We start from the raw sequence: 12,403 nt of genomic DNA on the forward strand, positions 1-12,403 counted from the left end.
GATAATAAATGTGAGAGGTAAATTTCATGAAGGAGTTTAAAAACGTACCGTCTATTTTTTCCGACTTGAGACAGGACATTGTTCAAATGCCAGAAATCATGCGCCAGTGTAGTGGCATTCGCATCTATGGCCGTAGAATTCGCTCAATTTTGTTTACGACGGATGTCGCTATCATTGCCAATAACAATGCTGATGCTATTTTGGCCGTTTATCCCTTTACCCCAAACCCAGCCATTTTAAAAAGTATCATGCGGGTTGCTTCTGTGCCTGTTCTGGCTGGAGTCGGTGGTGGACTAACAAAAGGCACGCGCTCGGCAAACATGAGTCTGTTTTCGGAGTCAGAAGGAGCCTATGCAGTTGTTGTCAATGGTCCAACCAATGTTCAGACCATTGAGGAAGTCAATAAGGCAGTGGATATTCCGATCATTTATACCGTTGTGTCGGAATGTGCGGACATTGCTTCTCGAATCCAAGCAGGAGTTGATATTCTCAACGTTTCATGTGGCTTAGATACGGCGCGTGTCGTTGCCAAGCTGCGCAAGGAATTTCCGAATTTTCCAATTATTGCCACAGGTGGGCCAACAGAAGAAACTATCCGCCAAGTGATTGAAGCAGGAGCCAATGCGGTGACCTATACCGCTCCTAGTAACGGTGAATTATTCAAGGCAAAAATGGAAAAATACAGAAAAACTACAAAAGAATAGGATAAAACCTCTCTTGAAAACTTTCATTAACTAAGGTAAAATAGAAGTTACCTTCCCTTAGTTAAATGGATATAACAAATTCCTCCTAAGAATTAGTTGCAGGTTCGATTCCTGCAGGGGAGATAGAAACCATCTAAAAAAGCCTGAGATAACAGGCTTTTTTTGTTTCTTGTCCAAAATTTGTCCCAAATTCGACCTAAGGAATTTGTTGGCTGTAGATGCTGGTTTTTCTGTTAAGGATGTAGGCTATGCCCACGACAATTCCGCTTTCAATGACATGATAAGGTCCGAACACCTCATAAGCAATCAAGATAGGGGCAATGAGAGTATTAGTAGCAGCTGCAAATACTGCGGTATAGCCAAGCCCGGCTGCCAGAGAGATTGGAAATCCAAGAAGGCTTGCTAGGAAGGCGCCGCTGCTTGCTCCTATAGAAAATAGGGGCGTTACCTCACCTCCCTGGAAACCAGCAGTCAGACAGAGAACTGTGAACAGGAACTTGATGATCCAATCATATGAATAGACCGTTTCACCAGATAAACTCGCTTCAATCAGATTTGTTCCAAGTCCAGTGTAGCGCCCTTGATGGAAGAATAGCAGAGCAGAAATCACGACTCCCATGATTAGCATGCGGAGATAGGGGTTGGGTAGCCACTTATTAGCCTGTTTTTTGGATATGTCCAGACTAAGAGCAAAGAGATTTCCGATGAAGCCAAATGCTAGACCAAGTAGAAGAAATTGATGAAAGGGGAGTTCTTCTGGAAAATAGAGACTATGCTGGAACTTTTCAAGACCGAGCTTGTTTGAAGTCCAAGCAGCTGTAAAAGCAGCTAATAGAATTGCAGGAAGACCTTTCCAAGCAAACTTTCCGACAGCTAGCACCTCAACTGCAAAAATGCTGGCAGCTAAGGGCGTCTGAAAGAGACCAGCAAAGCCAGCAGCCATCCCCATCTTGATGAGGATGGGACGATGAATAGCAGAGCCAGTCCATTTTTCTATGGCTTGTGCAATAGCAGCCCCCATTTGAACGGCAACCCCTTCACGGCCAACGGATGCGCCGAAAAGATGGCTAAGCCAAGTAGTCATCATGATGAGAGGAAGTAGTACCAGCGGAATTTTTTTATCGTGTCCCTGCGCTACTTCAAAGACTAAGGACATGCCAGCCCTGGCATTTCTTCCCCATTTTTGATAAACATGGACAATAAGCAGTCCAGCCAAAACCAGACCTGGTAGGAGAACAGATAGGTGATTATTTCGCAGAGTTCCGATCCAAAGAAGGATATGACCGAAAAAGCTTGCCATTGCTCCAGCCAGGAGACCTAAGAGAAGGGAGATACTAACATAGACTATGAGGTTGAGGATCTTATTTTTCATGGGCTTGCAATTGCTCGGTCTGATAGGCACGGGAATGGCTCATGATGTCTGCAAATGTTGCTCGGATGCTGGCCTGATAGATTGGATTTTCAACTAGATTGGCCACTCGGTTGAGAACCTCTTCTTCGCGATTACTATCTAAAACGGCCATACCTGATTGGCGTTTGAAGGCTGTAACTTGATCAACCAAATGCATGCGTTGTTCCAAAAGGCGGACCAGCTGGCTGTCAAGTTGATTGATTTCTTGGCGGATGTGATCTAGGTTCATAGGGGACTCCGTTTCCATTTTTTAAGAAAAAACAACAAGCTAGGCTTGCTGTTTTATGCTAATTTTGCTACTAAATCAGTCGCAAAGGCTTCAAGGTTTTCAATATCTTCATCTTCGGCAGCCAAGTCAACTTTTACACTCTCTGCGCCCTTGCTTGCACCGCGAGAAGCCAACATGGTGTCAAAGTCATCCACTGCACTACAAAAGTCATCGTAGAAGGTATCACCAGAACCGCAGACACCGTAGATTTTTCCAGTTAAATCAAGGTCTGCAAGATCTGCATAGAAATCAACGATTTCATCTGGAAGTTCACCGTCCCCACCGTAAGAGTAAGTGTAGGTAGCAACCACAATTAGGTCTGCATCAAGAATTTCCTCTGTTTCGATGGTGGTGCATTCGTGAACTTGCACATCCAGTCCCAATTCTTCTAACTTATTCGCAACAATATCGGCAATTTCTTCCGTATTGCCCGTCATACTAGCGTAAACTATTTTTGCTAGTGCCATAGTTTCCTCCAAAAATAGATGATAGGATTAGTATAGCATATTTCTAAGAATTGTGAAAGGTAAAGGAATACCAATTGAGCTTCAATTGTGATAAAATACTGGCTAGGAGTTAAAAATGTTAAAAAAAATAGTTCAAAAAATCGAAGAATTTGATACCATTGTCCTTCATCGTCACCAGCGTCCGGATCCGGATGCCATAGGTAGTCAGCTAGGTTTGAAAAAACTCTTGCAGCTGAATTTTCCTGAAAAGACCATTTTGGCAACTGGTTTTGAGGAGCCAACTTTAGCTTGGTTGGGGCAGATGGATACCGTAGCCGACAGCGACTATCCAGCGAGTCTGGTCATTGTGACCGACACAGCCAATACCGAACGGATTGATGATGCTCGGTATGCTAATGGGGCCTTTCTCATCAAGATTGATCACCATCCAAATGATGATGCTTACGGAGATTTGCTCTGGGTGGACACGAGCAGTAGTTCGACCAGTGAGATGATTGCCTTTTTTGCAAGAGAGTTGGGATTGGACGTAGATGCAGAAATAGCTCGTTTGCTCTATGCGGGCATTGTCGGAGATACTGGACGCTTCCTCTATCCATCGACGTCTGCTCGTACATTTGAGATGGCTGCCTATTTACGCCGGTTTGACTTTGATTTTTCAGGTCTGTCTCGTCAAATGGATGCGATGGACTACAAAGTTGCTAAGCTCATGGGCTATGTCTATGATAACTTAGAAGTCGATGAAAATGGAGCAGCCCGAGTTGTCTTGACCCAAGAAACTCTCAAGACTTATGATGTGACAGATGCGGAAACAGCAGCGATTGTATCGGCACCAGGTCGGATTGGAGCGGTGCAGTCATGGGGGATTTTTGTTGAGCAAGTTGACGGATCATACCGTGTTCGCCTGCGGAGCAAGTCTGCTATAATTAACGAGATTGCCAAAAGACATGGCGGTGGTGGTCATCCGCTAGCTAGTGGGGCGAATTCTTATTCTCTAGAAGAAAACGAAGCCATTTACAAAGAAATTCAGCAGGTAGTCAAAGATGCAAGCAAGTAGCAGACAAATTCGCCTCATGGGGACCGTGATTGATACGACCATTTGGCATGAGAATCCAGAGCCTATCTTGGACCAGGTCGAGCAGCTTCTCTATCTCTACAAGGACCGTTTTTCAGCCAATGACCTGACCTCCGAGTTAATGGAGGTCAATCTAAATGCAGGTGTACAGGCAGTCCCCGTGGCCCCGGACCTCTATGAGTTGATTGAACTGGGGAAGAAGCATAGTCTGGCAGACAATAGTTTTCTCAATATCACGATTGGACCGTTGACGCAGCTCTGGCGGATTGGGTTTAAGGATGCCAAGTTGCCAGACCAGGCTAGTATCGATGAGCGACTGGCAATCATCAACCCAGCTGACATCGAGCTAGAGCCAGAATACCAGCAGGTCTTTCTCAAAAAAGAAGGTATGGCGATTGACTTGGGTGCCTTGGCAAAGGGCTACATAGCGGATAAAATTGTCGCCTTTTTGAAGGGAATGGGTGCCCAGGCTGGACTGATTAACTTAGGTGGCAATGTTCTGACCTTCGGTCAACCGCCTCATCAGGCAGACGGCTTGTGGCGGATCGGCATTCAGCATCCCAAGCTCCCACGTGGCAACAATGCTCTCGTCCTCAAAATAGGGGAAGAATCGGTGGTCACCTCTGGTATTTACGAAAGGACCTTCCAGTTTGAAGGCAAGACCTACCACCATATCTTTGACAGCCAGACAGGCTATCCCCTGCAGGCTGCTATCGCCAGCTTGACCATTGTCTCTAAGCAGTCGGTGGACGGGGAGATTTGGACCACCCGCCTTTTCGGTGCGTCCATTCGGGAGATCTACGACCAAGTTTGTCAGCAAGAGGGGCTGGAGGCTATTATCATGACCCCGGACGATCAAATGGTGGTGACACCAGGCTTGCGAGATAGGATTGAAAGATGAAAGATGCAGTACAAGAAGAGGGATTAGAGTTTTGGCCTATTCCCTTGGAAAAAGCAGAGCAGGCCATGACGGATACGGATTCTGGAGCTTCCGAGGGAGGTTTTGGAGTGCGGGTCTGGACAGATGCCAATTCAGGCCCGTCTGTGCAATAAAAATCAAAGAAAATCCTTGACAGGATTTGCTAGATTTGGTAAACTAAATGAGTTATAATCTATGGCTCGAAAAAGAGTCCATGGCAGAAAGGAATTTTTATAATGAAAAAAGATATCCATCCAGAATATCGCACTGTTGTCTTCATGGACACAACTACTGGTTACAAGTTCCTTAGCGGTTCTACTAAGAGCTCAAAAGAAACTATCGAATTCGAAGGTGAAACTTACCCATTGATCCGTGTGGAAATTTCATCAGACTCACACCCATTCTACACTGGACGTCAAAAGTTCACTCAAGCAGATGGACGTGTGGATCGTTTCAACAAAAAATACGGTCTCAAATAAGCTATCGTATTTTCATCCAACACAAGATGATTCAAAACCATTTCTGAAATACAGAGGTGGTTTTTTATTGAAATGAAAGAGATGGAATGAAGATGTAGACTTGTTTGGTCATGATGAAGGTTGAACGTTCATCACTTAAATTATTATGAATCTATTTTCTAAATATGGTAAAATAAAGATGAAAATAACATGTAAATCATGAAAATGGAGAATTGTATGGAAAAGCTTAAGATTGTTATGGAAAAATTAGTCATTGTTTTACGATTCATTGGGAAGATGTTAAATCAAGGGCTACAGACCTTTATAGCTTTCATGATGAAGCCAAAACCTAATGGAAAACTTAGTAAAAGAAAATTTATTCTGCTTGGTTTAGTTATTCTAGTTGTCTGGTTCCAAATGGAGTCATTAAGTAGACGTCCTCATTTTGCAACAAGTGGAGCAGAATCCGTTACAATTTCTCAAATTGGAAATTATGCGGAAGGTCAAAAAATAAAATCAGGTACTTATTACGTTGTACTAACTGAGTTGGAAACAAATGGTGACAGTAATGAAATTGGACTGAGTGTCCTCCACCCTGGATATCATGATTATGAATGGTTTTCTAGCCTCGGAGAAACCGTTGCTATCTCTATTCCAAAGAATGCTACGGTTGAAGTGACAGGAAATGTTGGTGAATTTACCCTATCATTTTACACTGAGCAGGATTACTTAGAAGGTAAGATTGCAGAAAAATACCGGTTAACTTCAAGTCAGTCTTCCACAATAGTTAGCAGTTCGTATTCTTCGAATTCTTTAACCGCTACATCGACATCTACAAGCCAATCTTCGAGTTTTTCAACCGTTACATCGACAACCACTAGTTCGTCTTCAAGTTTAAGTGTCTCAACACCAGTTGAGATGGATGTGAATCAATTTACAAGTCAATATGATACTGGAAACTTGGAAAAAAATAAACTATATCAGGTGAAGGCAAACTTGGTTGATAAGGAGTTCTGGGGATGGAATGCAGACAGAACAAGCTACACAATCTATATTTTGGGGGCTGATCCAGATGGAATTGAAAGTAGCTTTATTCTAAGGATTTCTGAACAATTAGCAAATGAATTGGTTGATAGTGAGAGTGCCACTTTGACACTTCAGGTTAGGAACGATGATTTTGTCTATGTTACTTCTGCAATAAAATAGTAACCAACTATTGATGATAGAAATACCTTGGATCTTTTTAGTCTAAGGTATTTTTATATCCAGACTTCACAAACTAAGAATGCAAAATACCTTGAAAACAACTGCTCATCAAACACAGGGCTGTCAATTTTTTCCGTCAAAGTTTGGTCCGTGGTTTCTCTCCTTCTTAAATTTTGATATAATAGAGCAAGAATGTATGAGTAATGGATAGGGAGGGATTATGTCCAAGTATAGAGGATCAATCGATAGTCGCATTGACTATGCTTTGATTTTGCCAGTCTTTTTTTTATTGTTAATCGGCCTTATGTCCGTCTATATTGCGGTCAGTCAAGATTATCCTGACTATGTTTTTCAGATGGTTGGGCAGCAGCTGATGTGGATTGTTGTGGGGGTGGGCATCGCCTTTCTGGTAATGTTTTTTTCTACCAAGTTCCTATGGAAGGTCACACCCTGGCTCTACCTATTAGGACTCGCCTTGATGGTCTTACCGATTTTTTTCTATAGTCCGAGTTTATTGGCATCGACGGGTGCTAAGAACTGGGTGAGTATCAATGGTGTGACGCTCTTTCAGCCGTCTGAATTTATGAAAATATCCTACATCATCATGATGTCTCGCATAGTTGTCAGTTTTCAAAAAAAACATCAGGAAAGGTCCATTCGAGAGGATTTTTACTTGATTGGTCAGTTGCTCCTTGTAACCTTGCCTGTCTTGGTTCTTTTGTATTTCCAAAGTGACCTAGGAACATCATTGGTTTTCGTAGCTATTTTTTGTGGTATTGTCCTGATGTCAGGAGTTTCCTGGAAGATTATTCTCCCAGTCTTCTTGACTAGTTTGATCTTGGTTGTGGCCTTTCTCTTGGTCTTTGTCTCGCCTGGTGGAACAACCTTTTTACACAATTTAGGAATGGACACCTATAAAATCAACCGTATTTCAGCCTGGTTGGACCCCTTCAAAAATGCCCAATCAACCACTTATCAACAGGCACAGAGTTTGATTGCTATTGGTAGCGGGGGATTGACAGGGATTGGTTTTAATCAGACCAATCTTCTAATTCCTGTAAGGGAAAGTGATATGATTTTTACGGTCATTGCAGAGGATTTTGGCTTTGTTGGAGCCAGCATCCTCATTGGACTCTACCTGCTCTTGATTTACCGTATGTTGCGTATTACGCTCCAGTCCAATAATCGTTTTTATACCTATATTTCAACGGGATTCATTATGATGTTGCTCTTCCATGTGTTTGAAAATATTGGGGCAGCAACAGGAATCTTGCCTTTGACAGGGATTCCGCTTCCCTTTATTTCACAAGGTGGATCTTCTATCGTTTCCAATTTGATTGGGGTTGGCTTAATTTTGTCCATGAGTTATCAACACAAGTTGCAAGATGAAAAACGCCGCAATAAGTCCCGTACCTATAAAAAAATTACCATAAAAAGAATAGAGAGGTAGTTATATGAAGCGTATTGCAGTTCTGTTAGCAGATGGTTTTGAAGAAATTGAAGCACTCGCGCCAGTTGATGTCTTTCGTCGTGCAGGCTTCGATTGCCAAATGATTGGCTTAGAGGCACTAGAAGTGAGAGGATCTCATGATATTCGTGTCTTGGCAGATCGAGTTTTTTCAGGCGACTTGTCAGGTTATGATTTGATCGTACTACCTGGTGGAATGCCGGGGTCAACCAATCTGCGTGACCATGAGGGCTTAATCGCTGCACTTCAAAAAGCAAATCAAGATGAGCACTTGGTTGCAGCCATCTGTGCAGCTCCGATTGTATTGGAGAGAGCTGGTCTTTTGGATGGCAAACGTTATACTGCATATCCTGGAAAAGAACAGGAAATTCAGGCTGGTATTCATTCAACGGAGACAGTAGTAGTGGATGGCAGGATTGTCACCAGTCGTGGAGCTGGAACAAGTCTTGACTTTGCTTATAGGTTGGTGGATCTTTTGGGTGGAGATGGTAGTGCCCTAGCAAAGGCAATGGTTCATCGGGAAAACCAATAAAAAATACAGGGAGTTGGGTGATTCTTACTCCCTTTTTTGTAGGAAAAAAGGGGAAAATATGGTATAATAAAGGGTACTAGTTAGTCTAGCTTTTTTAGAAAAAAGGAAGAAATATGTCAGAAGAAATCAAAGATTTACAAGAAAAAGCCCAGGAATATGATGCCAGTCAGATTCAGGTTTTGGAAGGATTAGAAGCTGTTCGTCTGCGACCAGGGATGTATATCGGATCGACCTCAAAAGAAGGTTTGCATCACTTGGTTTGGGAGATTGTGGACAATTCCATTGATGAAGCATTGGCGGGGTTTGCCAGCAAGATTGAGGTCTTTATTGAACCAGATAATTCCATCACAGTTGTAGACAATGGTCGTGGAATTCCTGTCGATATTCAAGAAAAAACAGGTCGACCCGCTGTTGAAACGGTCTTTACAGTACTCCATGCTGGAGGAAAATTTGGCGGAGGCGGCTACAAGGTCTCTGGTGGTCTGCATGGCGTTGGTTCATCCGTCGTAAATGCTCTTTCAACGCAACTGGATGTTCATGTCTATAAAAATGGACAGGTTTATTTTCAAGAATACAAACGCGGTGAAGTAGTTGCAGATTTAGCGGTGGTTGGTGAGACGGATCGAACTGGTACAACGGTTCACTTTACACCAGATCCAGAAATTTTTACTGAGACGACGGAGTTTGATTTTGCTAAATTAAACAAGCGGATTCAGGAGCTTGCGTTCTTAAATCGTGGTCTAAATCTCTCCTTGACAGACAAGCGTGAGGGATTGGAACAAACAAAGGATTACCACTATGAAGGTGGGATTGCTTCCTATGTTGAGTACCTTAATGAAAATAAGGATGTCATCTTTGAAACGCCAATTTATACGGATGGTGAGATGGATGATATTACGGTGGAAGTGGCGATGCAGTATACGACCAGTTACCATGAAAATGTTGTCAGCTTTGCCAATAATATCCATACCCACGAAGGGGGAACTCATGAGCAAGGTTTCCGCACCGCTTTGACCCGTGTCATCAATGATTATGCTAAAAAGAACAAGATTCTCAAGGAAAATGAGGATAATCTGACGGGTGAGGATGTGCGTGAAGGCTTGACGGCAGTTATCTCAGTCAAGCACCCCGGTCCTCAATTCGAGGGGCAAACCAAGACCAAGCTTGGAAATAGTGAGGTTGTCAAAATCACCAACCGTCTGTTTTCGGATGCATTTACGGAGTTCCTGTTGGAAAATCCACAGATTGCGCGCCGGATCGTTGAAAAAGGTATCCTCGCCAGCAAGGCCCGGATTGCTGCCAAGCGAGCTCGTGAAGTGACACGTAAGAAGTCAGGTCTTGAAATTTCCAACCTTCCAGGTAAGTTGGCGGACTGCTCATCGAATGATGCGACCAAAACGGAACTCTTTATCGTGGAGGGAGACTCTGCAGGTGGTTCAGCCAAATCAGGCCGTGACCGTGAATTCCAAGCTATCTTGCCAATTCGTGGTAAGATTTTGAACGTAGAAAAAGCCAGCATGGATAAGATTTTGGCTAACGAAGAGATTCGAAGCCTCTTTACAGCTATGGGAACTGGCTTTGGAGCGGAATTTGATGTATCCAAGGCTCGCTATCAAAAATTGGTGATTATGACAGATGCCGATGTCGATGGAGCCCACATTCGTACCCTCTTACTAACCCTATTTTATCGGTATATGCGTCCAATTGTAGAAGCAGGTTATGTCTATATCGCTCAGCCACCGATTTATGGTATCAAAGTAGGGAGTGAGATCAAAGAGTATATTCAACCGGGTGCAAATCAGGAGCAGGAACTACAGGAAGCCTTAGAGAGACATAGTACAGGTCGTTCCAAGCCAACCATCCAACGCTATAAAGGATTGGGAGAGATGGATGACCACCAATTGTGGGAAACAACTATGAATCCAGAAAATCGCCTGATGGCACGTGTCTCCGTTGATGATGCAGCAGAAGCAGATAAGATTTTCGATATGTTGATGGGGGACAAAGTCGAACCACGCCGAGAGTTTATCGAAGAAAATGCTGTTTATTCAACAATTGATGTATAAAATTCGGAAAACTAGTGCAATTGCTAGAAAAGTGTGCTATAATGAAGTGATTTTCTAGTAAATTATATATCTAAGGAGATTTACATGCCTACAGGAACAATCATCTTAATCGTTTCGATTGTTGTGATCTTGATTCTGGCCTATGTGGCTTGCTTGATCATTCGAAAACGAAATGATAACTTGCTTACAGCATTAGAAGATAGAAAAGAAGAGTTGTTTAACCTTCCAGTCAACCACGAGGTGGAGGCTGTTAAAAACTTACACTTGATTGGTCAAAGTCAGGTGACATTCCGCGAATGGAATCAAAAGTGGGTGGATTTATCCCTCAACTCATTTGCAGATATTGAAAACCATATTTTTGAAGCAGAGGGATTTAACAATTCCTTCCGATTCATCAGTGCCAAGAATGCTATCGATTCGATTGAAAGCCAAATTGACTTGATTGAAGAAGACATCGAAGCAATTCGCCAAGGTTTGACAGAATTGAAGGAGCAAGAAGAAAAGAACTCAGGTCGTGTGAAGCATGCCCTTGACCTCTTTGATAACTTGCAAGAGGCCGTTCGTACCAACCCAGAACGCTTTGGAGATACCTTACCTGAGCTGGAAAAACAACTGAAAAATATTGAAGTTGAATTTTCAGAGTTTGTTATGTTGAACTCATCGGGCGACCCGATTGAAGCTTCTGAAATTCTCAACAAGACTGAAGACCATATGATTGCTCTCAATCAAATCATGGATCGTATTCCAGCCTTGGTTGAGACAGTCAATACTACACTTCCTGATCAGTTGGAGGACTTGGAGTCAGGTTACCGCAAGTTGATTGACCAAAACTACCTCTTTACAGAATCTGCCATCGAAAGTCAGTTCCAAGAAATCCGTGTTTCCCTTCGTGAAAATACAGCCTTGATTGTGGCATTTGATTTGGATACAGCAGAGGCTGAAAATGTGATAATCCAAAAACGCATCGACCATCTCTATAACCTCTTTACAAGTGAGATTGAAGCGCATCGTGAGACTGTTAAAATCAGCAAGACCTTGCCGAAATTCTTGGAGCATATCACTCAGAATAGCCAAGCCCTTGCTGATGAAGCAGATCGTTTGAACAAATCTTATATGTTGGCAGAAAGCAAGTTCACACGTATTCAACAATTGTTGAAACGTTTGGAATCGCTAGATGTTCTCATTTCAGAAGGAATCGAAGACTTGGAAAACCCTCAAGTGGCTTACTCGATTTTACAAGAGCGTTTGGAAAATGCAGAGTTGTCCTTGAAGGAAATCGAAGAAGAGCAGTTGGCTTTAGCTGAATACTTGAAACTTCAAGAAACTTCAGAGCAAAATGCTCGTAAGAAAGCAAATCTTTATATCAACAAATTGCATACACTAAAACGCTACATGGAAAAACGAAACCTTCCAGGTATTCCGGATTCATTCTTGACCATTTTCTTCCGTGCAAGTGACCATGTGGAAGCTCTGATTGGAGAATTGGATTACAAGCGAATCAATACTGAAGTTGTCAATCGTTTGTTGGAAAGTGCAACTTATGATATGAATGAATTGGAAGAAATTGCTTACCAAATCGTACAAAATGCGACCTTGACAGAGCAACTCTTGCAGTATGCAAACCGTTACCGTTCATTTGACGAAGGGATTCAAAAATCCTTCACTCGTTCTCTTGCAATTTTCGAAAAAGAGTTTGATTACCAAGCTTCTTTTGAAGAGATTTCCTTTGCCTTGGAGACAGTTGAACCTGGTGTAACAGAGCGTTTTGTTCGTTCATATGAAAAAACAAGAGAAACGATTCGTTACTAAATAAAAAGCCAAATGGCTTTTTA

At 42.6% G+C, this 12,403-nt stretch carries 13 protein-coding genes and 1 tRNA gene; 11 read left to right on the forward strand and 3 right to left on the reverse strand.

What is annotated here, in order from left to right; genetic code table 11:
* Positions 1 to 26: 26 nt before the first annotated feature.
* Positions 27 to 704 carry a beta/alpha barrel domain-containing protein gene (locus tag PXH68_RS03090; protein ID WP_205030537.1) on the forward strand — a complete coding sequence of 226 codons (678 nt, stop codon included), beginning with the start codon at positions 27 to 29 and terminating at the stop codon, positions 702 to 704.
* 51 nt (positions 705 to 755) lie between these two features.
* Positions 756 to 827, forward strand: a tRNA-Arg gene (locus PXH68_RS03095).
* A gap of 73 nt (positions 828 to 900) precedes the next feature.
* Here the strand turns inward: PXH68_RS03095 and PXH68_RS03100 are convergent.
* From PXH68_RS03100 to PXH68_RS03110, 3 genes are read right to left on the reverse strand one after another with little or no spacing between them, the layout of a single operon-like run.
* The gene (locus PXH68_RS03100; protein WP_248027473.1) at positions 901 to 2,076 is read right to left on the reverse strand and encodes a chloride channel protein; all 1,176 of its coding nucleotides are present in this window, start codon (positions 2,074 to 2,076) and stop codon (positions 901 to 903) included.
* Positions 2,066 to 2,344 (reverse strand): chorismate mutase, encoded by a 279-nt coding sequence (locus PXH68_RS03105; protein WP_248027471.1) that lies wholly within the window; start codon positions 2,342 to 2,344, stop codon positions 2,066 to 2,068. The genes PXH68_RS03100 and PXH68_RS03105 overlap by 11 nt, the downstream gene beginning before the upstream one ends.
* Positions 2,345 to 2,397: 53 nt before the next feature.
* Positions 2,398 to 2,850 (reverse strand): flavodoxin, encoded by a 453-nt coding sequence (locus tag PXH68_RS03110; protein WP_158454411.1) that lies wholly within the window; start codon positions 2,848 to 2,850, stop codon positions 2,398 to 2,400.
* A 115-nt stretch (positions 2,851 to 2,965) separates the two neighbouring features.
* On the opposite strand from PXH68_RS03110, the gene PXH68_RS03115 reads away from it, so the two are divergent.
* The 9 genes from PXH68_RS03115 to ezrA all read left to right on the forward strand — a co-directional run bounded on the left by PXH68_RS03115 (position 2,966) and on the right by ezrA (position 12,380).
* Positions 2,966 to 3,904, forward strand: coding sequence for a DHH family phosphoesterase (locus PXH68_RS03115; protein WP_248027469.1), 939 nt, complete (start codon positions 2,966 to 2,968; stop codon positions 3,902 to 3,904).
* A complete protein-coding gene (locus PXH68_RS03120; RefSeq protein ID WP_248027465.1) occupies positions 3,891 to 4,823 on the forward strand; it encodes an FAD:protein FMN transferase in 933 nt (310 codons plus the stop codon). Before PXH68_RS03115 ends, PXH68_RS03120 begins: the two co-directional genes overlap by 14 nt.
* Positions 4,820 to 4,975: a hypothetical protein gene (locus PXH68_RS03125; RefSeq protein WP_248027463.1), complete on the forward strand. Its 156-nt coding sequence runs from the start codon at positions 4,820 to 4,822 to the stop codon at positions 4,973 to 4,975. Before PXH68_RS03120 ends, PXH68_RS03125 begins: the two co-directional genes overlap by 4 nt.
* Before the next feature lie 102 nt (positions 4,976 to 5,077).
* Positions 5,078 to 5,320, forward strand: coding sequence for a type B 50S ribosomal protein L31 (locus PXH68_RS03130; RefSeq protein ID WP_158454415.1), 243 nt, complete (start codon positions 5,078 to 5,080; stop codon positions 5,318 to 5,320).
* Positions 5,321 to 5,536: 216 nt separating this feature from the next.
* On the forward strand, positions 5,537 to 6,505 hold the full coding sequence (locus tag PXH68_RS03135; RefSeq protein WP_248027461.1) for a hypothetical protein: 969 nt from the start codon (positions 5,537 to 5,539) through the stop codon (positions 6,503 to 6,505).
* Positions 6,506 to 6,725: 220 nt separating this feature from the next.
* The gene (locus tag PXH68_RS03140) at positions 6,726 to 7,955 is read left to right on the forward strand and encodes an FtsW/RodA/SpoVE family cell cycle protein (RefSeq protein WP_205030543.1); all 1,230 of its coding nucleotides are present in this window, start codon (positions 6,726 to 6,728) and stop codon (positions 7,953 to 7,955) included.
* Between the two features lie 4 nt (positions 7,956 to 7,959).
* Positions 7,960 to 8,505, forward strand: coding sequence for a DJ-1 family glyoxalase III (locus PXH68_RS03145; RefSeq protein WP_158454421.1), 546 nt, complete (start codon positions 7,960 to 7,962; stop codon positions 8,503 to 8,505).
* Positions 8,506 to 8,618: 113 nt separating this feature from the next.
* On the forward strand, positions 8,619 to 10,571 hold the full coding sequence (gene gyrB / locus PXH68_RS03150; protein WP_205030545.1) for a DNA topoisomerase (ATP-hydrolyzing) subunit B: 1,953 nt from the start codon (positions 8,619 to 8,621) through the stop codon (positions 10,569 to 10,571).
* An 84-nt stretch (positions 10,572 to 10,655) separates the two neighbouring features.
* Positions 10,656 to 12,380, forward strand: coding sequence for a septation ring formation regulator EzrA (gene ezrA / locus PXH68_RS03155; protein ID WP_205030546.1), 1,725 nt, complete (start codon positions 10,656 to 10,658; stop codon positions 12,378 to 12,380).
* The last annotated feature ends 23 nt before the right edge of the window (positions 12,381 to 12,403 follow it).

It is taken from the genome of Streptococcus sp. 29896, from assembly GCF_032594915.1.
Taxonomy (GTDB): domain Bacteria; phylum Bacillota; class Bacilli; order Lactobacillales; family Streptococcaceae; genus Streptococcus; species Streptococcus suivaginalis.

Coding starts and splice junctions, on each gene's coding strand:
- PXH68_RS03090 (WP_205030537.1), top strand. CDS start 27: ATGAAGGAGTTTAAAAACGTACCGTCTATTTTTTCCGACTTGAGACAG.
- PXH68_RS03100 (WP_248027473.1), bottom strand. CDS start 2,076: ATGAAAAATAAGATCCTCAACCTCATAGTCTATGTTAGTATCTCCCTT.
- PXH68_RS03105 (WP_248027471.1), bottom strand. CDS start 2,344: ATGAACCTAGATCACATCCGCCAAGAAATCAATCAACTTGACAGCCAG.
- PXH68_RS03110 (WP_158454411.1), bottom strand. CDS start 2,850: ATGGCACTAGCAAAAATAGTTTACGCTAGTATGACGGGCAATACGGAA.
- PXH68_RS03115 (WP_248027469.1), top strand. CDS start 2,966: ATGTTAAAAAAAATAGTTCAAAAAATCGAAGAATTTGATACCATTGTC.
- PXH68_RS03120 (WP_248027465.1), top strand. CDS start 3,891: ATGCAAGCAAGTAGCAGACAAATTCGCCTCATGGGGACCGTGATTGAT.
- PXH68_RS03125 (WP_248027463.1), top strand. CDS start 4,820: ATGAAAGATGCAGTACAAGAAGAGGGATTAGAGTTTTGGCCTATTCCC.
- PXH68_RS03130 (WP_158454415.1), top strand. CDS start 5,078: ATGAAAAAAGATATCCATCCAGAATATCGCACTGTTGTCTTCATGGAC.
- PXH68_RS03135 (WP_248027461.1), top strand. CDS start 5,537: ATGGAAAAGCTTAAGATTGTTATGGAAAAATTAGTCATTGTTTTACGA.
- PXH68_RS03140 (WP_205030543.1), top strand. CDS start 6,726: ATGTCCAAGTATAGAGGATCAATCGATAGTCGCATTGACTATGCTTTG.
- PXH68_RS03145 (WP_158454421.1), top strand. CDS start 7,960: ATGAAGCGTATTGCAGTTCTGTTAGCAGATGGTTTTGAAGAAATTGAA.
- gyrB (WP_205030545.1), top strand. CDS start 8,619: ATGTCAGAAGAAATCAAAGATTTACAAGAAAAAGCCCAGGAATATGAT.
- ezrA (WP_205030546.1), top strand. CDS start 10,656: ATGCCTACAGGAACAATCATCTTAATCGTTTCGATTGTTGTGATCTTG.